General features: G+C 41.7%; 17 protein-coding genes. 7 read left to right on the top strand and 10 right to left on the bottom strand.

The annotated features are described in order from the left end of the window. Positions 1–74: 74 nt before the first annotated feature. Positions 75–1,208, bottom strand: coding sequence for an aspartate aminotransferase family protein (locus G5B00_RS06695; RefSeq protein WP_163872503.1), 1,134 nt, complete (start codon positions 1,206–1,208; stop codon positions 75–77). Between the two features lie 283 nt (positions 1,209–1,491). Between G5B00_RS06695 and G5B00_RS06690 the strand changes: the two genes are divergently transcribed. Genes G5B00_RS06690 through G5B00_RS06680 form a run of 3 tightly spaced genes read left to right on the top strand, consistent with a single transcriptional unit; the run spans position 1,492 to position 7,319 of the window. After that, the gene (locus G5B00_RS06690) at positions 1,492–4,626 is read left to right on the top strand and encodes a SusC/RagA family TonB-linked outer membrane protein (protein WP_163872502.1); all 3,135 of its coding nucleotides are present in this window, start codon (positions 1,492–1,494) and stop codon (positions 4,624–4,626) included. 11 nt (positions 4,627–4,637) lie between these two features. Next, entirely contained in the window at positions 4,638–6,257 is a 1,620-nt protein-coding gene (locus G5B00_RS06685; protein ID WP_163872501.1) for a RagB/SusD family nutrient uptake outer membrane protein, read from the top strand. Positions 6,258–6,269: 12 nt separating this feature from the next. After that, entirely contained in the window at positions 6,270–7,319 is a 1,050-nt protein-coding gene (locus G5B00_RS06680) for an IPT/TIG domain-containing protein (protein ID WP_163872500.1), read from the top strand. Between the two features lie 52 nt (positions 7,320–7,371). On the opposite strand, the gene G5B00_RS06675 is transcribed toward G5B00_RS06680, so the two are convergent. After that, positions 7,372–8,235: a helix-turn-helix domain-containing protein gene (locus tag G5B00_RS06675; protein WP_240894413.1), complete on the bottom strand. Its 864-nt coding sequence runs from the start codon at positions 8,233–8,235 to the stop codon at positions 7,372–7,374. A 274-nt stretch (positions 8,236–8,509) separates the two neighbouring features. On the opposite strand from G5B00_RS06675, the gene G5B00_RS06670 reads away from it, so the two are divergent. From G5B00_RS06670 to G5B00_RS06655, 4 genes are read left to right on the top strand one after another with little or no spacing between them, the layout of a single operon-like run. After that, a complete protein-coding gene (locus G5B00_RS06670) occupies positions 8,510–9,628 on the top strand; it encodes a glycoside hydrolase family 26 protein (protein ID WP_163872498.1) in 1,119 nt (372 codons plus the stop codon). Between the two features lie 15 nt (positions 9,629–9,643). Beyond that, positions 9,644–11,035: an MFS transporter gene (locus G5B00_RS06665; protein WP_205966335.1), complete on the top strand. Its 1,392-nt coding sequence runs from the start codon at positions 9,644–9,646 to the stop codon at positions 11,033–11,035. Positions 11,036–11,061: 26 nt separating this feature from the next. Further along, positions 11,062–12,240 carry a glycosidase gene (locus G5B00_RS06660; protein WP_163872496.1) on the top strand — a complete coding sequence of 393 codons (1,179 nt, stop codon included), beginning with the start codon at positions 11,062–11,064 and terminating at the stop codon, positions 12,238–12,240. Then, a complete protein-coding gene (locus G5B00_RS06655) occupies positions 12,230–13,420 on the top strand; it encodes an AGE family epimerase/isomerase (RefSeq protein WP_163872495.1) in 1,191 nt (396 codons plus the stop codon). Before G5B00_RS06660 ends, G5B00_RS06655 begins: the two co-directional genes overlap by 11 nt. A 121-nt stretch (positions 13,421–13,541) precedes the next feature. On the opposite strand, the gene G5B00_RS06650 is transcribed toward G5B00_RS06655, so the two are convergent. The 8 genes from G5B00_RS06650 to G5B00_RS06615 form a co-directional block, all read right to left on the bottom strand. Further along, positions 13,542–14,597, bottom strand: coding sequence for a TerC family protein (locus G5B00_RS06650; protein WP_163872494.1), 1,056 nt, complete (start codon positions 14,595–14,597; stop codon positions 13,542–13,544). Positions 14,598–14,600: 3 nt separating this feature from the next. After that, complete coding sequence (locus tag G5B00_RS06645) at positions 14,601–15,572, bottom strand: polyprenyl synthetase family protein (protein ID WP_163872493.1); 972 nt, start codon at positions 15,570–15,572, stop codon at positions 14,601–14,603. Positions 15,573–15,634: 62 nt separating this feature from the next. Then, positions 15,635–16,198, bottom strand: a complete 564-nt coding sequence (locus G5B00_RS06640) for a DUF3109 family protein (RefSeq protein WP_163872492.1) — start codon at positions 16,196–16,198, stop codon at positions 15,635–15,637. Position 16,199: 1 nt separating this feature from the next. Further along, entirely contained in the window at positions 16,200–16,988 is a 789-nt protein-coding gene (locus tag G5B00_RS06635; protein WP_163872491.1) for a DUF3108 domain-containing protein, read from the bottom strand. Between the two features lie 30 nt (positions 16,989–17,018). Further along, complete coding sequence (locus G5B00_RS06630) at positions 17,019–17,534, bottom strand: DUF2480 family protein (RefSeq protein WP_163872490.1); 516 nt, start codon at positions 17,532–17,534, stop codon at positions 17,019–17,021. A 63-nt stretch (positions 17,535–17,597) separates the two neighbouring features. Continuing rightward, complete coding sequence (locus G5B00_RS06625) at positions 17,598–19,694, bottom strand: peptidylprolyl isomerase (protein ID WP_240894412.1); 2,097 nt, start codon at positions 19,692–19,694, stop codon at positions 17,598–17,600. A 228-nt stretch (positions 19,695–19,922) separates the two neighbouring features. Further along, positions 19,923–20,132 (bottom strand): hypothetical protein, encoded by a 210-nt coding sequence (locus tag G5B00_RS06620; RefSeq protein ID WP_205966334.1) that lies wholly within the window; start codon positions 20,130–20,132, stop codon positions 19,923–19,925. A gap of 92 nt (positions 20,133–20,224) precedes the next feature. Then, positions 20,225–21,079: 3'-5' exonuclease (locus G5B00_RS06615; RefSeq protein WP_163872488.1), on the bottom strand; the 855-nt coding region annotated here is incomplete at its 5' end.

Here is a 21,079-nt window from a genome sequence, read left to right as displayed (position 1 = left end):
AGTGACCAGTTTTTTCTTATTTTGTGTCCGGCGGGTATATATCTCAATACGCAATACTTACTACGCAATACGCATCAAGCTTTCAACCGCTCATCAAAAGCCGTCAAAAATCTATCCGCTATATCTTTTGTGATATTCAGTGCCGGCAACAAGCGTATGACATTTGGTTTAGCCTCTCCTGTGAAAATCTTGTTTTTCGCCAAAAGTTCCTTTCTGACATGTCCCAGTTCTTCCGGCAGATCGATTCCTATCATTAGTCCACGACCACGAACCTCTTTCACTTTGTCAAATTTCTGTAGCTCTCTGATCAGGTAATCGCCCACGTTGACAGCGTTGGCCAACAGATCCTCTGATTGAATGACATCCAATACGGCTACTGCTGCAGCACAGGCCAAATGGTTGCCACCAAATGTAGTTCCCAACAATCCGTATGAGGCTTTAAATTTGGGAGATATGGCAATGCCCCCAATCGGAAAACCATTGCCCATACCTTTAGCCATGGAATAAATATCTGCTTGCACACCTGCATAATCGTGCGAATAGAATGTGCCCGTACGACCATAACCACACTGTACCGAGTCCGCAATAAACACAGCCCCATATTGATTGCATAGTGAACGGATCGACCGAATGAAAGGAACAGATGCCTCACGAATACCGCCTACACCTTGTACCCCTTCGATAATGACAGCAGCCACCTCCTCACCAAAGGATTGGAATGCAGCAGACAGGGCTTCCTCGTCGTTGAACGGCAAAAAGACAATATTTTCTGTTTGATTGACCGGAGCGACTATGTTTGGGTTGTCTGTGGCGGCCACTGCTAAGGATGTACGTCCATGAAAGGCTTTGGTGAAAGCAATCACTTTTTTACGTCCCGTATGGAAAGAAGCTAATTTTAACGCGTTCTCATTGGCTTCTGCACCTGAGTTGCATAGGAAGAGCGTATAGTCAGTTTTACCGGATACCTCACCAAGTTGTTTAGCCAATCGTCGCTGAATAGGGATCTCAATAGAATTGGAATAAAAACCAATCTTGTTTAATTGGTCTGTAACAGTAGCCACGTAGTGTGGGTGTGTGTGTCCAATGGATATCACGGCATGGCCACCGTAGAGGTCCAAGTACTCATTGCCCTTGTCATCCCATACCGTAGAGCCTTGTGCACGCACGATACTGATAGGATTGATCGGATAAACATCAAAAAGTTCCATAGTGTATAAAAGCCGCTTTGCTTAATATAAACGACAGGCAAATATAACGGAATAAGCTAAGAAAACGTAAATTATAGTGGGCCAAAGAGATGAAAAATTCTGAAGGCAGTCCTTATTTGTGTGGTACTGTCAAGTATGTATCCAACCAAAACTGGTTTCTGTATGGGATGTATATTGGATTTTTGCTTCTTAGACTGATAAAAATTTTAAAGGTTAGGATAAAATAGTATTATCCGGGGCGAATACAATGTGCCTACCTTTGTTTTAATCAGTTATGAACGCGATGCAAAAACTATTAACCGTAAAAATTTTTGTGATCTTGCTTTTTTGTCAGGTATTAGTCTATGGACAGCAAAAAAGTATCAAAGGGTCGATCAAGGATGAGTATGCCAAACCCCTTCAAGGAGCTACGATAACCGTATTATCTTCGGATGGCGAATCTTTATTGACAGAACAATCTCGTGCAGACGGTGGATTTTCGATAACACTACCCGAAGCTGCCCGATCACTGAGTGTTTCCTTCTTGGGATATGAAACACAACATGTCCTGTTGTCGGGGCAAAATGCTTATGATGTTATATTACCTTTACACAACCGACAACTGGAGGATATCATCGTAGTAGGATACGGTACGGCAAGACGAGCCGATTTGACAGGAGCAATAGATCGGATCAGTCATGAGGATTTGGTGAGGGAAAATTCAGCAAATATCTTACAAGCCATGCAGGGAAAACTGGCGGGCGTAGCCGTCACGCAAAATGATGGTGCACCCGGAGCTGGAATTAGCATACGTATTCGGGGATCCAATTCATTTTTGGGTGGTACTGAACCTCTTTACGTGATCGATGGTATTCCCTACAATGCCAATAACAGCGATGCTACGCCCGTATCTTTGGGAGAAGACGAACACCAGTCCGTTAGTGCATTGGCTTTTCTCGATCCCAACGATATCGAGTCTATCGATATTCTGAAAGATGCTTCTGCTACAGCTATCTACGGGTCTCGTGGTGCGAATGGAGTAGTGTTGATTACGACCCGAAAAGGGCAATTGGGCATGGATAATATCGAAGCTTCTGCCAATTTTGGAGTATCCAATATTACGAAAGTGCTGGATGTGTTGACTGCTGCTGAGTATGCTGAATATCAAAATATTTCCTTATTAAACGCAAATAAGTATGAAGGAACGTCATACAGCATCAGATATCCCGATCTTAGTGTATTTGCAAATGAAAATAACAATTGGCAAAAACAGCTATTCAGACAAGGGCGCTACCACAAACATGCTCTTAGCATCGCGGGAGCTACGAATGCGGGCAATCACCGGTTAGGCTTTAACTATTTGCAGCAGGAAGGTGTCATTAGCAATTCGAACTATGAAAAGTATGGATTGAGTCTGAACCTGAACAGAAACGTAAAAAAGTACTTAAAAATTGGTACAAGTGCTTCCGTATCACGAAGTGTGAACAATGGTGTCAAGACTGGGACAGATAAGTCTGATGCCGCCAGTGCAGGAGTGATCCGATCGGCACTCTCTTTTCCACCTACCATTACTACCATAGAAGAGTTTACCAGTGTAGGTGATTCGTATTTTATTACCAATCCGGTCATTTATACAAACGATGTACTGAACAAGATCAGTACGTTGAGCGTATTCAATTCCAATTATGTGGAAATCAGTATTTTGGATGGATTGAAATTTCGCAACAATCTTGGGTTTAACTATTATATCAGTAACCGGGACCAGTACTATCCACGTACGGTGTACGAGGGTTTCGGCTCGAAAGGTTGGGGGTTGAAAGCGGATAACAGTTTCAATTCTGTTATATCTGAGAGTATATTGACCTATGAGAAGAGAGTGGAGCAGCACCTGTTTAACTTAACAGGCGCAGGGACATATGAACGAACCCAATCAGAATGGAAACGGTCTGAAGCAAAGACCTTTCCAAATGATTTGTTACAGAATGACAATATGCAGGCTGCCGAACAGATCATGCCTATACGGGGAGCACGTACGACCTCGAATTTAGTATCCTTCATCGCCCGGTTAAACTATTCGTTCATGGAAAGATACCTCCTTACAGTTTCTTATCGTCAAGATGGTTCCAGTAAGTTTGGTGCCAATAATAAATGGGCGGGTTTCCCTTCTGCGGCAATATCCTGGAAGATCAATCAGGAAGATTTCTTAAAGAATGTAGAGAAAATCAACAATCTGGGGCTTAGATTGAGTTATGGTAAGACGGGTAACCAAGGGATTGGTGCTTATTCCTCGCTTTCCAAATTGGCGGTGTACAACTATCCATTCGATGGAAGTCTTCAAAGTGGTTTGGCAGATGATTTTTATGCAGGTCCGGCAAATCCCAATATCAAATGGGAAACGACGGACGCCTACAATGTCGGGCTAGATGTGTCACTTTTCAACAGTAGGTTAAATGTAACGACGGATTTCTATTTAAAACGCACGAATGATCTGTTGCAGTTTATCACCACTCCGGCTTCTACTGGTTTTACACGTCAGTTGGTCAATTCGGGTTCTGTCGAAAACAAAGGTATAGAGGTACGTCTCGATGGGCAGGTGGTTGCCAACAAGGATTGGAAATGGAATACTGGTTTTAATTTTTCTCTTAATAGAAATAAAATTTTGTCATTGGGGAATGGGCTGACCGAGCAGTTTGCTGCTAATATTTCAACAAACGACGCTCCCTTTATCCAAACGGTGGGAGCACCTATAGGAGCCATATATGGTTATGTGGAAGATGGTTATTATGACAATGAAGCGGAAGTAAGAAACTCTATGTTATACTACAATCAAGATCAGTCTATCATCAACCGGATGGTCGGAGAGATAAAATATAAAAACTTGGATGACGATCCGACATCCATATCGACATCGGATCGTATGATCATCGGAGATGTCAATCCCAAGTATAGCTTTGGGATTACGAATCAGATCCAATATAAGGATTTTGATCTGTCCATTTTCCTTCATGCGGTACAAGGCAATGACATTATCAATATGAACACACGGTTTATTGCCAATCTAGGTACGCAAAAGAACATTACACAGGCCATGTTTGATGGTGCTTGGTCTGATGATCGGGACAATACCCATGCTACGGGCCCGAAAATGAGCAGACAATTTTGGCGTACCCTTATGTTTTCGAGGAGGTTTGTAGAGGATGGTAGTTTTGTGCGGTTAAAGAATGTCACATTGGGATATACCCTGCCAAACAGTATTATCAAAGGCATTTCAAATGCCAAGATTTCGCTAGGCGTAAATAATCTGTTTACCTGGACCAATTACTCCGGATATGACCCAGAGATCAACAGTTACGGAGATAATCCAGCCCTGTTCGGGGTAGATCTGGGAGGCTATCCGAACGCCAGAACCTATAATTTAACTCTTCAATGCAAATTTTAATTTTTAAGGCCATGAAAAGATCATTTATTATACTTGTATCAGTCATCCTTTCGTCGACCTTACTGCTTTTGAATAGCTGTAAAAAAGTGTTGGAAGAGAAACCACACTCTTTTCTCTCACCCAATAACTTTTATCAGAATGAAGAGGATGCCAAAACTGCTATCAACGGTGTGTATAGCGAATTGTACAGTTGGAATATGTATTTGCAGCCTATATGGAACCTTACTGTGCTGGACGACGACCATGTATCGGGTGCGGACTGGTACCTAGGTACCTCTGGTGCAGGCAATCCTCAAGGATATTGGGGAATAGATGGCCCCTGGGTAGGATGTTATACCATGATATCAAGAGCGAATACCGTACTCGAAAACGTCATACTGATTCAGGAGAATATCGATGAGGAAATCAAAAACAGAATTTTGGGTGAAGCTTATTTTTTAAGGGGCTGGGCTTATTTTCAATTGGTACAGCTATATGGAGAGGTACCCTTGCGTTTGCAATCCCTGTCAGCCAATCCAGAAGCCAATGTGCCGAAGGCTAAGGTAATGGAAGTCTATGAAGCTATTATTGAGGATTTCAAACAGGCCGAAGTGCTGTTGTTGCCCAAATCTCACGAGAAATCGGGAGAAAGTGGAAGGGTAAACCGTGAAGTGGCAAAATCTTTTTTAGCAAAAACCTATTTGACCATTGCTTCCGGAAGCCTGCCCCCGGTAAACATCACTGTGCGAGGGGGGACTACCAATAGCCAACAGGCTTATGTAAAGAAAGTGGTCGCTGGACTAGAAGGGGTAGATAGCCAAACTTATTTTGAGCTAGCACGTGACAAAGCGTTGGAAGTGATCGAAAGCGAAGAATATAAATTGGTTCCGGATCTGAAAGACTTGTGGAGTGCAGCCTACCGGAATAAGGATGAGCACATGTGGATGTTGCAATCTTTATCGGGAACAACCTTTGTCAATCAGATTCACAGCTATTTTTCGGCTACTTCCTATTTTGGACGAGGAGCAGTCTGGTTTACCAATAACCATTACATGGATTATACCCCGAATGATAAGCGTATATTGGATGTAGTGGCGCACAATTATGTGAGCAATACCGGAGCACGGTATTTTTACCCATCTTGGGAAGCAGCCCAATACAAAGTAGTGAATGGCTTGACATACAATAATAACGGCGGTACGGATGATCGAGCCTATGTGATCAAATATGCCGATGTCGCCGAACCTTTGGTATCGAATAGTGATGCCTATTTTCCATTGCTGCGGTATGCAGAGGTTCTGCTGATTTATGCAGAAGCGGCAAATGAAGCCAGCAGTGCACCTACGGCCAGAGCATACGAATACCTCAACGAGGTATATAACCGCGCGACTACACAAGATGCTCCGGCAGGTATGAACAAAGAGCAGTTCAGGAGTTTTGTCCTTGCAGAACGGGCACGTGAGTTTGTATTAGAAGGCATCAGGCGATATGATCTCATTCGTTGGGGTATCTATTTGGAGGTCATGAATAGTATCGGCATGGGGCAAAACAATATCTCTAAAATAAGAGTACAGCGGAATCTTTTGCTCCCTATTCCGGTGAGTGAAATAAATTCAAATAAAGCGATAAAAGACAACAATTTTGGTTGGTAATAATTTTTAGGTATGAAAAGAATACAACATACAATCATTATCCTTTTGACAGTCTGTATGGCTATGCAGTTTCTGTCGTGTGATAAAAAAGAAGAAACCGTAGTCGAAGGACAACCGAAGATATCAAGAGTGACGAATTTGGATGAGCGAGATGATGCCTTGTCGTCTACGGTATATGGCAGTTGGATCATTATTCATGGAGAATATCTAAAAACAACAAAAGCCATATCTTTCAATGGTGTAGCGGTATCACCGGTAGATTTTTATGCGGAGGACCATAGCATCACAGTACAGATTCCGGAGACATTGCCCGATCCCGAGAACAATCCGATTACGGTAACTACAGCGTTTGGGGAGGCCGTATATGCCTTTCGGATCTTACAACCGGAGCCTATCATCCATCAGATCACACCCTCTATAGGTGATCCGGGAGAAGTAATTACCATTATCGGTTTACATTTCAATGGTGTAAGTCAGGTCATGTTCAATGATGAAGAGGCCGAAATCGTATCCAATACCCAAACGGAGGTTAAAGTGAAAATACCTCCATCTGCTTTTGGTGTAGTCCATGTCACTACGCCCAGTGGTACAGCCTCTTCACCCAATACATTCGGCTTCAAACATTTGGTGTATACCGATGGGCTTCGCCCGAATTGGTCAAGTACTTCTTATACCGGGGTTTTCACGGTCTTGAATACGGCTGTGGTCAAGCGGGGTACACATGCCTACAGTGCTTTATACGGTGGGTGGGGAGCTGTTCGGTTGGCATATGCCGGCACTGATCTGCTTTTTTCGGATTACACTGCCGTCAAATTTTCTATGTATGCCGAACAGGCAAATTTAGGTAAAAAGGTGCGTGTCTACTTAAATAATTCATCGACAACAGGTTCCTATACTATTACCATAGGGGCCGTCAATGAATGGGTCGAATACCAGATTCCTTTGAGCGCTTTCGGGAATTTGACCAATATTACTTCCTTGCTTTTCCAGGAGTTTAATGGAGAGAATAAACAGGTTTTACAGAATGCAGTTATCTATTTTGATGATATAGGATTCTTGTAAACGAAATGTAATGTGTGACAGATCACGAAGATGATTTGTCACACATTGTTTATCAAATAAAAATTCTTGTACCTTGGTAGTTTAGCCGAAACTCACTGGGGGTGCACCCTTTCTTTTTCTTAAATACTTTGTTGAAATTGGAAATGTTGTTGAATCCGGTTTTATACGATATTTCGGCTATGGTATGGGTTGTTTCGATCAGCATACGACAGGCATGACCCAGTCGGATGTTGTTCAGACTATCGATAAATGTATTTCCCGTTCTTTTCTTTATGAAGCGTGAAAAAGAAACTTCGGTCATATTTACCAGTTTGGCCATTTCCTTGAGTTGGATAGGTGAGTGGTAATTTTTGTTCATAAAGTCAAAAGCTTTATCGATCCTTCGACTGTTGTAAGAGTTGGATATGGTTTCGTGGTACGCCCGTGATGAAAGAGTAGTCGTATTGTTTGCCGTAGAAAGCTCTCTCAGGATCAGCATAAAAGTGATGACCGAATCGAAGCCTGTATTTTGGTCAATGTTGAGCAGTTTGGGAGCGATGCTTTTGATGGTTTCTTCGGAAAAGCTCAATCCGTTTATACTTTTCTGCAAAAGTTTTTTGATCGCATGTAACTGATTGCGACTTAAGAATCTGTCGTCAAACAGATCCTTGTGCCACTGTACGGTCACTTCTTTGATCATATCGGATTTGCACTCATGCGTAAACCAAGCGTGGGGAAGATTGGGGCCTACTAGCACCAATTCCATATCGCTGATGCTGTCCATGTGGTCGCCCACTACTCTTCTGGCTCCTTTGGCATTGACAATCAGGTTCAGCTCATACTCTTCGTGATAGTGCAAGGGAAAGTTGAATTCTTTCTTGGTTCTCGAAAAAAAAGTAAAACAATCGTTTTGGGTAAGGGGCGTTATTTCTTTCATAATACTTTCGGCCTCCATAAGCATAATAAGTTTGGGATAATATTGGACAATCCTATTTTGTAGACAGGAGTTGTTTCAAAAGTTTATAATATAGAGGCAAGATAATTATTTTTAGTAGAAACAAAAGAGTGAAAGAATAAATAATCTTTGGTTTGGATAAAATAGTATTATCCTTGATCGGCTATTAATCAGTAATATTGAAAATTAAATATTAATAATGAACCCAATTTATAGACACATATTTAGTACGTGTATTTTTTTGTTAGGAATGCCTATGTTACTGTTCGCATGTAATCGGGATGAACTTCGTCCTATTGATACAAAAGCAACCCGGGAAGCCCGAAGCCTTTATACCCTTCTTCACCGATTGAAGGGCGACAAGATATTATTTGGACATCAGGATGATTTGGCATACGGGGTACATTGGCGATATCAACCGGGCAAAAGTGATGTCAAAGATGTGGCAGGAGATTATCCGGCAGTCATGGGGTGGGATATCGGACGTATAGAACATGGCCGCGAAACCAATTTGGATGCTGTGCCTTTCGACTTGATGAGACAATTTATTGTTTCTTCGGCACGGGCAGGAAGCATCAATACCATCAGTTGGCATTTGGATAACCCCGTGACAGGCGGCAATTCTTGGGATACTACGGCTGCGGTTGCACATATTCTGCCTTCCGGTCGTCTGCATAGCCAGTTTGTTGCCTGGTTAGATAGGGTTGCTGCCTTTTTGGAGAGTCTACGTTTTGAAGACGGTACACCTGTACCCGTTTTGTTCAGACCTTTCCACGAGCTGAACGGCGATTGGTTTTGGTGGTGCAAACCTTTTTGTTCCAAAGAGGAATATATTGCACTATGGCGATTTACTGTCGATTATCTCAAGGATACCAAAGGTTTGCACCATTTACTCTACGTGTACAATACGAATAATTTTAAGCATGAAGATGAATTTATGGAACGTTATCCGGGAGATAAATATGTCGATATGATGAGTTTTGATACGTATCAGCATTTGAACGTCAATACGATGAGTAGTACATCACTCGAAACGTCTAGCCAAAAATTCAAAGCACATTTAAAATCAAACTTAACTGTACTACAACAATGTGCAACCCGGCATGGGAAGTTAATGGCACTTGCAGAAACAGGCTTTGAAACTATCCCTCATAAAGCATGGTGGACTGAAGTCTTGTACGATGCTATTCAATCTTACGACCTGTCTTATGTATTGGTTTGGCGAAATCAAGGGATGTTAAAAGACAAAATGCACTATTATGCGCCTTATCCCGGACATGTTTCAGCTACGGACTTCACAAAAATGTTCAAAGGGACGAAAATGACATTGCAAGGTACGCTGAGATCGATGAATATTTATGATTTACCAAACTAGTTACCGATGAAAAGCATGAAAATCCAATTTGGAGAAAAGGTTGCTTATGGCTTTGGAGATTTTGCATCTTCTATGTTTTGGAAACTTTTCTCGGCATATTTGCTTTATTTCTATACAGATGTAGTCGGGATCACTGCAGCAGCAGTCGGAACGATGTTTCTGGTCACCCGTATATGGGATACGGCCTTCGACCCATTGGTGGGGATCGTTTCGGATCGGGTCCACACAAGGTGGGGAAAGTTCCGGCCATTTATATTATGGTTTGCCGTACCATTTGGTATCATTGGGATACTGACTTTTTCAGCTCCCGAGTTGAGCTATCAGGGAAAAATCACGTATGCCTATATTACTTATACATTGATGATGATGATCTATTCCCTGATCAATGTACCTTATGCGTCGCTGATGGGGGTGATGAGTGCAGATACCCGAGAACGGACGACCTTATCTACCTACCGGTTTGTCTTTGCTTTTGCCGGAAGTATTCTGGTATTGGGTACTGCCGAGCCCTTGGTTACTTGGTTTGGAAGAGGTACAGATAATGTGGTCAATGAGCAACAGGGATGGTTCTATACGATTGTTTGTTTTGCCGTGCTGGCCAGTTTGATGTTTTTTGTGACCTTTCTGAAGACCCGGGAAAGAATAAAGCCCCCACAAGAAAGGAACAATAAATTGAAGTCGGATTTTGCTGATCTGATGAATAACAAACAATGGTTTATCCTATTGGGAGCAGGTGTGGCGACCTTGATCTTTAATTCTATTCGGGATGGTTCGGCCATTTTTTACTTTAAATATTTCGTAGCTTATAGTGATAGGGTCAAGCTGCCTTTGTTGGATGTTTCCCTACAATATAGTTCGCTCTATCTGGTCATTGGCCAGGCCGCCAATATAATAGGAGTACTTCTGGCCAAACCTATTTCGGATAAAATAGGGAAGCGAAATACGTTTGCTACAGCTATGTTGTTGGCTGCATTGTTCAGTATGATTTTCTATACCCTGGACAGAGATCAACTCTTGCTGATGTTTGTTTTGCAGTGCATGATCAGTATTTGTGCGGGAAGTATTTTTCCGTTGCTATGGGCAATGTATGCAGACATTGCTGATTATTCCGAATGGAAAACAGGCAGGCGTGCCACGGGCCTTATCTTCTCCTCATCTTCTATGTCTCAAAAACTGGGATGGAGTCTGGGTGGGGCCCTTACGGGATGGATATTGTCTGCCTATGGTTTCGAAGCCAATAGTATACAGAGTGACTATGCAGAAAGCGGTCTCAAGATGATGATGAGTATATTCCCGGCTATAGGAGCTTTTTTCTCTTTCGGAATTATACTTTTCTACCAATTGTCTGATCACAAAATGCATAGGATAAACGACGATTTACAGACAAAAAGAACGATGTTAAAATAGATTTTTGAGAGGATAAGTAAAAAGATATGAATAATTATTTCCAGAGCCGTCTAGAAGCATTGAGAGCAGAGTATGACCGTCTTATCCAAAGACAAAGAAATGAAAAGCAACCTTTGGGCAATGGGGTATATGACCGATATGTATGTCCTATTCTGACAGCGGCGCATATTCCTCTTCATTGGCGCTATGATCTGAATCCGGAAAGCAATCCCTATCTCATGGAGCGTATAGGGGTGAATGCTGTGTTCAATGCCGGAGCCATAAAATGGAACAATTCGTTTGTTGTCGTGGCCCGGGTAGAGGGCGTAGACCGAAAGTCTTTCTTTGCCATTGCTGAAAGCCCTAGTGGCATCGACCGATTCCGGTTTTGGGACAAACCTATACAATTGCCCCAGGGAAATATACCGGATACCAATGTCTACGATATGAGGTTGGTTGCGCATGAGGATGGTTGGGTATACGGCCTGTTTTGTACAGAACGTAGAGATCCCCATGCACCCGAAGGAGACCAGTCTGCTGCCATTGCCCAATGTGGCATTATACGGACAAAGGATCTCGTAAATTGGGAGAGGTTGCCTGATCTTCAATCCAATTCGGCGCAGCAAAGGAACGTGGTGCTTCATCCTGAGTTTGTGAAAGGAAGGTATGCTTTGTACACGCGCCCTCAAGATTCTTTTATCGAAGCTGGAAAGGGGGGAGGAATCGCTGTTGCCTATACCGAAAGTATGGAAAACCCCGTAGTCCATGAAGAGGTGATCATTTCTCCGAAAGTGTACCACACCGTATATGAAGCAAAAAATGGACAAGGACCGGCTCCAATCAAAACTTCGATCGGATGGATACATTTGGCGCATGGTGTCCGACATACAGCAGCAGGTCTACGATATGTACTGTATATGTTTGCAACCGATCTTATGGACATCACGAAAGTAATTTATAAACCCGGCGGTTATTTCATGGCTCCCCAGGATGAAGAACGTATAGGTGATGTGTCCAATGTAGTGTTTTGTAATGGATGGATACGTGATGGCGGAAATGTGTACATCTATTACGGATCGTCTGATACACGTATGCATGTAGCTACGACTACGGTGGATCAGTTGGTTGATTATGTGGTCAATACCCCCGAAGACAAACTGACGTCGGCTGCGTCTGTCAATGCTATTCTGACACTTATCGAACATAATGAAGGGCATGGACGATAGATTGCTGGTATTACGTGAAGAGCTTGATGGCGAGTTGCGGGAAATCCTTGACTTTTGGAGTAGGGAAACATTGGACTTGCAGTACGGAGGTTTCATTGGCCGGATTGATCATCAGCAGATAAAACGTACTGCGGCAGATAAGGGAGCTGTCCTTCACGCCCGTATATTGTGGACATTTTCTGCGGCGTATCGTATGTATGGGCGGGAACAAGATGGTGCGATGGGTACCAGAGCTTATGAATACGTCAAAGACCACTTTGTAGATACCGAACATGGAGGTGTTTATTGGACAGTAGATTATTTGGGATGTCCTGTAGATACCAAAAAACAGATTTATGCTTTGGCTTTTACGATATATGCTCTGGCAGAGTATAGTAGGAGCCATTGCGATGAAGAAGCTTTGCAACTGGCGATAGACATTTATCAACAGATCGAACAGCATGCCTTTGACCGAGTTCATAATGGCTATTTTGAAGCTTTTGACAGACAATGGCAATTACAGGAAGATTTTCGGTTGAGTGATAAAGATGCGAATGAGGCCAAGACCATGAATACTCATCTCCATGTACTTGAAGCATATGCTACGTTGTATGCAGTATGGCCGGATGATGGCCTGTTGCGACGTATCCAAAATCTGTTGTCCCTCTTTGAGAATAAGATACTAAGGACAGGCAAGATGTCCTTAAACCTGTTTTTTGACCAATATTGGCAGATCAAGGGAGACATTACTTCTTATGGACACGATATAGAAGCTTCTTGGCTACTATTGGAAGCTGCGGAAAAAATAAGTGACAAGCATGCTATACACAAGTTCAGTGGTATTGCTCTGCATATGGCCGATGCATGTATACAGGGGCTGATGCCGGACGGATCGCTATCTTACGAACGTGATAACGAATCTGGACATGTCGTATCCGAAAGGCATTGGTGGGTACAGGCTGAGAGTATGGTGGGGTTCTTTCATGCTTATCAATTAAGTGGGCAGGAGCATTATCTGGAGATTGTTTTCAGAAACTGGGCTTTTATCCAGCAACAGATCAAGGATAAAGTACATGGTGAATGGTACTGGGGAATTGATGAGAAAGGGTTCATCATGCCCGAAGATAAGGTCGGACCATGGAAATGCCCTTACCACAATGCCCGGGCTTGTATGGAAATCATACAAAGAATAAGCGGATAATAATTATGAATTATGAATTATGAATTATGAATTATGAATTATGAATTATGAATTATGAATTATGAATTATGAATTATGAATTTCATAATTTAAAGATTCGTCATTCGTAATTATTCAAACCCTACCCTTTATTATAATCTTCCTTTTTCGGGAATAATAAGGAGGCTACTACGCTAATAGCTAGAATACTCAGGATGATGATCAACGAGTGAGTCGTCGTGAAGCCCCAGTCTTTCAACCAGCTATGAAGGAGCATCTTGGCTCCGATAAATACCAGTAAAAAGGCCAATCCTACTTTGAGATAATGGAATTTATGAATAATATTGACCAACAGGAAGAACATAGACCGCAGTCCCAGTACTGCAAAAATATTGGAGAAAAATACAATATAGGGATCCTGTGTCACTGAGAAAATTGCCGGGATTGAATCCACGGCAAAAATCAAATCCGTAAATTCAATCACGAGTAATACCAAAAATAGGGGGGTCATGTACCTTACACCGTTCTCTATATGAAAGAATCTTCCACCATCCATTTTGGAAGTGACCTTAAAATACTTTGACGCAAATTTCACAACAGTATGGTTCTGGGGATCTACCTCTTCTTCCTGGTTTCTGTTGATATACATGGTCACCCCGGTGTACACCAGAAAAGCACCAAAAACATATAGTATCCAACCGAATTTGGCGATCAGAGCCGCACCCAGGAAAATAAAGATACAACGAAGTATGATTGCTCCCAGTATACCCCATACCAGCACTTTATGGTAGTATCTTTCCGGAATGCCAAAGGAAGAAAACAGAAGGACCATGACAAAGATATTGTCGACAGAGAGTGCATACTCGACTACATAACCCGTGAGATACTCCAAAGTAAGGTTTTTACTGTAGATGTGCAGGCTTTCTTCCAGATTAAGCTCATTGATTCGGATGTTGTGATGATGCTTGGCAATGATTTCTTTTAGACTTGCTATATCGTGGATATTGTGCAGTTCGTATCCCCAATAATAGAGTACAAGGCCAAATGCCAGGGCAAATGATACCCAAATAGCGGACATGATGGCGGCAGCTTTCAAGGAAATAGGTTTGTCCCTCTTGCTGAATAGACCGAGGTCAATGGCAAGCATGAGGATGATAAAAATGACAAATCCTCCAAAAAACATCAATTCATGGCTCATATATTATTTTTTTCTTTCTGTCGTAAATTTGACCAATTGTTGTAATCCTTCTTTATATATATTGTCTTCAAACCTATCCAAGATAGCAAAAGCTTCATTTTGGTAATCGAGCATACGGGCTGTGGCATAGTCCAAGCCTCCGCTTCCTTTTACGAAATCTATAACTTCTTTTACCTTTTTATGATCTTCATTGTGGTTTTTGACAATGTTGATGTAATATCTTTTTTCTTTAGCCGAACATTGCTTCAATGCATGTATCAGTGGGAGGGTCATTTTCTTTTCTTTGATGTCGTTGCCCAAGGGTTTGCCGACATCGTCTGTACCAAAATCAAATAGATCGTCTTTTATCTGGAAAGCTATACCGACTTTTTCACCGAAGAGACGCATTTTGTCTATTTGCTCCGGTGGGGCACCGACCGATGTAGCTCCTGATGAACAGCACGAAGAAATCAATGTGGCTGTCTTTTTTCGAATGATTTCGAAATACACTTCTTCCTTGATATCTAATTTTCGGGCTTTTTCGATTTGTAATAGTTCTCCTTCACTCATCTGTCCTACGGCATCAGAGACAATTTTCAGCAATGCCAACTCATTACCCTCGACACATATAGATAAGCCTTTTGCAAGCAAATAATCTCCTACCAATACGGCTACTTTATTTTTCCATAAGGCATTGATAGAAAAGAAGCCTCTGCGTTCATTGGCATCATCGACGACATCATCATGTACAAGCGAGGCTGTATGCAAGAGTTCTATCAAAGAAGCCCCTCTATAGGTTGATTCGTTGATTTTGCCACATAGTCCGGCAGCGAAAAAGACAAACATAGGACGCATTTGTTTGCCTTTTTGTTTATACAAATACTGTGTGATGATGTCCAAGAGCGGTACAGAGCTTTGCATGGACTTTTTGAATTTGGCTTCAAAGTTTTTGAGCTCTTGCGCAATTGGTTTTTGTATCTCTTTTAAGCTAAGCATGTATGGTGTCAATCCCTGTTTTGTGGCACTGTAAATATTTTGCTAAATATAACAAAAATCGATTATAATGCTTCTACTGTTTTTTCCAAATCAGCATACCAATCTGCTCCGTATTCGCGGATGAGCGGATCTTTAAGGAATTTGTATACAGGAACCTGTAGCTCTTTGCCAAAGGTGCAGGCATCGCTGCAAATATGCCATCTGTCATAGTGGAGAACGTCAAATCCGGGGTAGTGTGTAGTCCGAATAGGGTAGAGGTGGCATGAGATGGGTTTTTTCCAATCGATCTCACCCAATTCATAGGCTTTTTCTATCGCACATTTTGTAATGCCATTTTCCCAAGTCACGTACGCACACTCTTTATTGCCGCCGACACAAGTCGTGGTGAGATCACCGTCTGCATCGATGACATGTGTACCCTGTTCTTCGATAGCTTTAATGCCTTTTTCGGTCATGTAAGGTTTTACCTTCGGATAGATTTCCTTCAGTATATCGGTCTCTCTTGGGAGCAGGGGGGCACCGGCATCACCTTCTATACAGCAAGCCCCTTTACATTTGGAGAGATTACAGACAAAATCGTTATTGATTACATCCTCGTGTACCAAAACATTCCCTACCTCGATCATATTATTTTGAATAGCTTACTTTTTTTCCCAGCTCGTATTTTAGACCTTCTGCCTTCTCCAGTTCCAATGTCACAGAGCCGATCAGGATCTCTACATGTGCCCGAACGGGGATACGGTTTCCGTCGTTGGTTACCCAAAGGTATAATTTACTGTCTTTCTTGAAAATACGACCCGGTTTGATTTCTGGACTGAGTTTGATACATTCGACCGTGCCTAGATTTGTTTTTATGTTTTCCACGCCGATGTACTGTACACCCAATTGGGCGATTTCGTCGTTGAGGAAATAGGTCAGTTTGAAGCTTTCTCCGGATTTCAGTGATGAAAAGTCCAGGTTGCGCGCAAAATAATAAGCCGATAGTAGATCAAATGTCTGTGTCACGGGACTGTTGAATGTTCCCTTTTTGCCTTTTACGGTTTTATTCTTACTATCAAAAGTAGCATATTCCTTACGTGTATAGCTCCCTTCTTTGATATCCTCCACGTAGAGATAGGGCAAATACGTACTGGCTGAAATATAGGAATCGTATTTGTTTTTAACTGTATAGAATACGGAGAAAAAACTCGAGGTCTGTCCGTATGCATTGAGATGGTATGTCGGCTGGCTGAACTGCAATTTTGATTTGTTGACAGAAAGTACACCTGTAGCGGCCGATATACTGCCATATTTGAGTTTGTATGTCAATTTTTCGCCCTCTTTGAAGGTAGGCTCCTTGAGATAGGGTAGGGTCTGTGCGGGACTATATACCCAATTTGTCAATAATGCGAATAAGATAATGTAAAATTTCTTCATATCAGTAGGACAGATAGCAACGGCAATAGTTTAACTTTTTCTTTTGTACACAGGGACGGTAGAACAGGGTTCGCCATACATGATGCTCTTGACGATCGGTGTCAGTTTGCTTGTGAACAGGACAAAAGCACTTTCCGGCACGGGAATATCACCACAGCCTTTGATGACGACTCGTTGATCTGTATATGGGGTATAATCCATTTCATTCAGGGTTTTGAGAAATAGATCCCGATAGATATCTTCTTTTGTTCCAAAACTTACACCCTGCGCATAGGGCGCCATTTTGTTGGCCAATATCATATAGGCCCAGGTCGGAACGATAGCATCTGTCGAACAGGTAATAGCCACCGTCTTTCCGCTATACTGGCTCCAATCATGATTTTTGACAAATTCACGGAAATCTTTTTCTTTCAAGATCAATCCATGGAAAAGATTGTCCTTGATATCGTATTCCACAATATCCTGAGTAGGGGCATAATGTGCCAGATCGATGGTCATCAGACCACTCTGGGCTACCTTATTGATGATCTTATCTTGTATGTCCATACTATTGAAATAAAAAGCCGGATTTGAACGTTCAAACCCGGCTTCAAAATTAGCGATAATATCTTAATAAAATCTAATGCGATTGTCATCTATATCTGCATTGTCTTGTAGCGCTTTGTAGATCGCTCCCCAAGCACGTTGCTCCTTGGATGTCAATATTTGTTTCTGTTGATTTATGCGTTCAGAGTCTACCAATTCTTTTGGATTGACAAAGTTGTCGACTTGAACAGCGTACACGCCTTGTGCCCCTTCGATCGCCTTGGAAGGCTTGTTAGGTTGTAAACCGAAAACGGTACCAACTACAGTGCTTTCTAAAGCAACACCAGGGATGACAGGGTTGGCCAATACGATATTTTCCACCGATACTGCTGATTTGCCGATTTTTTGAGCGGCTTGATCGATGGATGATGCTCCATTCAATGCATTGTTTAGTTTTTCTTTAAGCATACGAGCTTTTACCATATTTCTGACACCGAGCTCTATATCATTTTTAATGCTTTCCAATGGTTGGATCCCTTTTGGGTTGATATCCGATAGCTTAGCTACAATGAAGTGATGGTCTGTTTCGAAGATCTTGTCTGTTACCGCATTCTTTTTTGCCTCATATATCCAACGGAACAACTCTCTGGGAGCATCTTGTCCATTAAGGGTATTGTCCATGGCCTGGATGCGGGTTGCTTTATTTACCGTTAGGCCTTTTTGTTGTGCGACTTCAGCAAAATTTGAAGATGTTGCTTCTGTAAAGAATTCGTTTGCTTTGGCATAGGCTGCATCTGTAGTTTCTTTTCCGGCCACGATGACTTTGTCTACGATAGCTGCCTTGACAATCTTTGAATTGCCGACCTGCTTCTCAATGCGGATAATGTGTACACCAAACTGAGAGTTGACGACGACAACGTCACCCGGTTTGCCACCAAAGGCTGCTTCTTCAAATGGAGCAACCATTTGTCCACGAGGGAAAGTGCCCAAGTCGCCACCACTTGCCTTGCTGCCTTGGTCTTGGCTGAACTCTACTGCTAGCGAAGCAAAGTTTTCACCTTTTAGGATCAACCCTCGAATTGAATCTGCTTTTGCTTTTGCTTTGTCCGCTCCACCTTCAGCGGCAATATTCAATAGAATATGGCTAGCTTTGACTGAATCAGGACTGAATTTAGAGGAAATGACCTTAGCAATTTCATAAGCACCGTTGGAAAGGAATGGTCCTACCGTAGTACCTGTGGGTACATTGAACAATACAGAATCCAAAGCCGGACTGACCTGTCCTTTGCGGATATAGGCCACAGGGTATTTGGTGTCTGAATTGACAGTAGCAAACAAAGAATCGTTGGTTGAATTGGTCAATTCTGTTTTTAATTGCTGTATAGTCGCCAATGTAGAAGCGGTATCTTGCGCCGAAGGACTTGCATCGAATAAAACGTAGTCTACCGAACGTGTTTCTTCGGTGTTTTTAAACGAATTTTTGTGCTTATCGTAATACGCTTTGTAATCTGCATCCGTCAATTTGATTTCTGAATCTTTTACAGACGAATAGTCTAGCAACAGGTATTTGAAGTTGGCCAATTTGTTTTTGGCAGTGTACTCATCCTGTACTTCCAAAGCAGTCACATAGACCGAGTTTTTCAAGAGGTTTGAGTACTTTTCGGTCAATCGTTGTGAACGTATATTTTCCAATAGGGCTTCCCATTGACCACCGATTTCGCTTTTTCCTCCTTTGGCTTCGTTGATGACCTGGTTCAGAAAATTGCGGTCAAACTGTCCCGTCTGTGGATTGGTGAAGTTCTGAAGGATCTGAGGAGACGGGTTTGGACCGGTAATCAACTCATTGAATTCGTTTTTGCCTACGGTCAAGCCGATTTTTTTGATTTCCCCATTGATAAGGTTTTGCGAAATAAATTGATTCCATACTTGTTGCATCGCAAAGCTTCTGATTTGCGGCGTTTCCATGCCGCCCATTTGCTGCTGGTACATCATTGACATTTGGTCTACCTGCTGATTGAATGCGATGTAATCTATAGCCTCTCCGTTTACGCTTCCGACCTCATTTTGCTTCTTTGCCCAAAACGGTGTGCCCGATTGGATGATGTCACCCAATAAAAATGCAACGATTGCTAAACCAATGACAAAGATCACTAGACCCGCCCGGTTACGCAAATTACCCATTATACCCATATTCTCGTATTGTATTTATTTGTTTTTTAGTTACTTAATTGCCCTGTTTTTTAAACAAGGCGCAAGATACAACTTTTATAAAAAAAAATCTAAAAATTTATGATTTTGCAGGTTTTTATTTTTTTCTACAAAGAGTTTGTCGTTGCTTCGCTATTCCTAATCGTCGACATGACACAAGAATGCTAAACTTGACGTACACGCGATATTGGGGAGGTAGGTTTATGAGTTTCTAATGTCATCTATTATTTCGTCCGAACTTCTTGAATCTTCCCAAGCTCCGTAGAGACTTTTCAAATCAAAATGTTTTTTCTCTTTAACTTCTATTGATTCGGTTAGTTTTACGATTAAACGCCTTTTAGTAACATTATCAAGTCTTGTCAGAAAGCCAAAATATTTGTCAATAGTTGTCTTTTTTAATGCTAAGCCCATGATTTTACTTTTTTCAAAGATACAAAAAATACGATTATATCGGCTACGATTTTTATGGTTGGAAATCCTTTCTCCGAGGATTAAGCATTATCCTATCTGTTACTATCCCTTTCAAAATAAAGCTCAGGAAGGATAATTTTCACTTCCTGTTCCGTGTCTTCTTTTTTCCAATAAACGATGAAATTCACCTTTGCACTTTTCAATTCATAGTTTTTCGCTTTCATATTCTCCATTTTTTCAACGAACTGCTTGGAGAATTTCAAAACGGATCTTCCTTTGCTGTCCAAACATTCATCTCCGTGTATCGTCAACGTGTCTCCGCTTATAAGTTGGTTTATCAAGTATTGTCTGCTTATGAAATAGTCCAACCAGACATCTTTTAATGATAAGTGCATGGTTAACTCGGTCGGTGGCAAATAAAATTCTTTGTCTTCAATTCGTTCTAAATGGTCTGCTGTAACGTTGTCAAAAATGTTTGAGTTAAGATGAATTGTCAAGTTTGTTTTTGCCCTTGTCATGGCTACGTACAAAAGTCGTTTGGTTTCGTCTGTCGCAGGATTGAAGTTTTCAAGCATTAGAAAAACATTATCGAATTCTTTTCCTTTTGCTTTGTGGATGGTTGAGACAAAAATCGTTTCTCCATCTTCGGTGAAGAAATCTTCCAATTTGGATTCGCGAATGAAAACCTCTAAGTCTGATTTGTATTTCTTTTTCGGATTGGTCGCTTCAAAATCTCTGATGATGTTTCCTAAAATTTCCAATTTGGTGCTGTGGCGGTATTTATTTACTACTTCACGTTTCGCGTTTAACCAAATTTCATCACTGATTGTATAAATATCATCAGTCAAATTCAACTGATTTAAAAAATATCTGACTTCGTTAAGGTTGTATAAGCTGAAACCGTCATTTGACTGAATCAATTTTGCCTGTACATTATTCTTTAAAAA

Source organism: Parapedobacter sp. SGR-10, from assembly GCF_011030405.1.
Taxonomy (GTDB): domain Bacteria; phylum Bacteroidota; class Bacteroidia; order Sphingobacteriales; family Sphingobacteriaceae; genus Sphingobacterium.
Note: the sequence above shows the minus strand (reverse complement) of the source record. Positions and strands in the feature narration are given on the sequence as shown.

What these genes read in the sequence shown, in the direction of transcription:
- G5B00_RS06620 (WP_205966334.1), bottom strand. Translation starts at nt 20,132, where the DNA reads ATGGGCTTAGCATTAAAAAAGACAACTATTGACAAATATTTTGGCTTT.
- G5B00_RS06680 (WP_163872500.1), top strand. Translation starts at nt 6,270, where the DNA reads ATGAAAAGAATACAACATACAATCATTATCCTTTTGACAGTCTGTATG.
- G5B00_RS06655 (WP_163872495.1), top strand. Translation starts at nt 12,230, where the DNA reads ATGGACGATAGATTGCTGGTATTACGTGAAGAGCTTGATGGCGAGTTG.
- G5B00_RS06690 (WP_163872502.1), top strand. Translation starts at nt 1,492, where the DNA reads ATGCAAAAACTATTAACCGTAAAAATTTTTGTGATCTTGCTTTTTTGT.
- G5B00_RS06625 (WP_240894412.1), bottom strand. Translation starts at nt 19,694, where the DNA reads ATGGGTAATTTGCGTAACCGGGCGGGTCTAGTGATCTTTGTCATTGGT.
- G5B00_RS06670 (WP_163872498.1), top strand. Translation starts at nt 8,510, where the DNA reads ATGTTACTGTTCGCATGTAATCGGGATGAACTTCGTCCTATTGATACA.
- G5B00_RS06645 (WP_163872493.1), bottom strand. Translation starts at nt 15,572, where the DNA reads ATGCTTAGCTTAAAAGAGATACAAAAACCAATTGCGCAAGAGCTCAAA.
- G5B00_RS06650 (WP_163872494.1), bottom strand. Translation starts at nt 14,597, where the DNA reads ATGAGCCATGAATTGATGTTTTTTGGAGGATTTGTCATTTTTATCATC.
- G5B00_RS06685 (WP_163872501.1), top strand. Translation starts at nt 4,638, where the DNA reads ATGAAAAGATCATTTATTATACTTGTATCAGTCATCCTTTCGTCGACC.
- G5B00_RS06665 (WP_205966335.1), top strand. Translation starts at nt 9,644, where the DNA reads ATGAAAATCCAATTTGGAGAAAAGGTTGCTTATGGCTTTGGAGATTTT.
- G5B00_RS06635 (WP_163872491.1), bottom strand. Translation starts at nt 16,988, where the DNA reads ATGAAGAAATTTTACATTATCTTATTCGCATTATTGACAAATTGGGTA.
- G5B00_RS06675 (WP_240894413.1), bottom strand. Translation starts at nt 8,235, where the DNA reads ATGAAAGAAATAACGCCCCTTACCCAAAACGATTGTTTTACTTTTTTT.
- G5B00_RS06695 (WP_163872503.1), bottom strand. Translation starts at nt 1,208, where the DNA reads ATGGAACTTTTTGATGTTTATCCGATCAATCCTATCAGTATCGTGCGT.
- G5B00_RS06660 (WP_163872496.1), top strand. Translation starts at nt 11,062, where the DNA reads ATGAATAATTATTTCCAGAGCCGTCTAGAAGCATTGAGAGCAGAGTAT.
- G5B00_RS06640 (WP_163872492.1), bottom strand. Translation starts at nt 16,198, where the DNA reads ATGATCGAGGTAGGGAATGTTTTGGTACACGAGGATGTAATCAATAAC.
- G5B00_RS06630 (WP_163872490.1), bottom strand. Translation starts at nt 17,534, where the DNA reads ATGGACATACAAGATAAGATCATCAATAAGGTAGCCCAGAGTGGTCTG.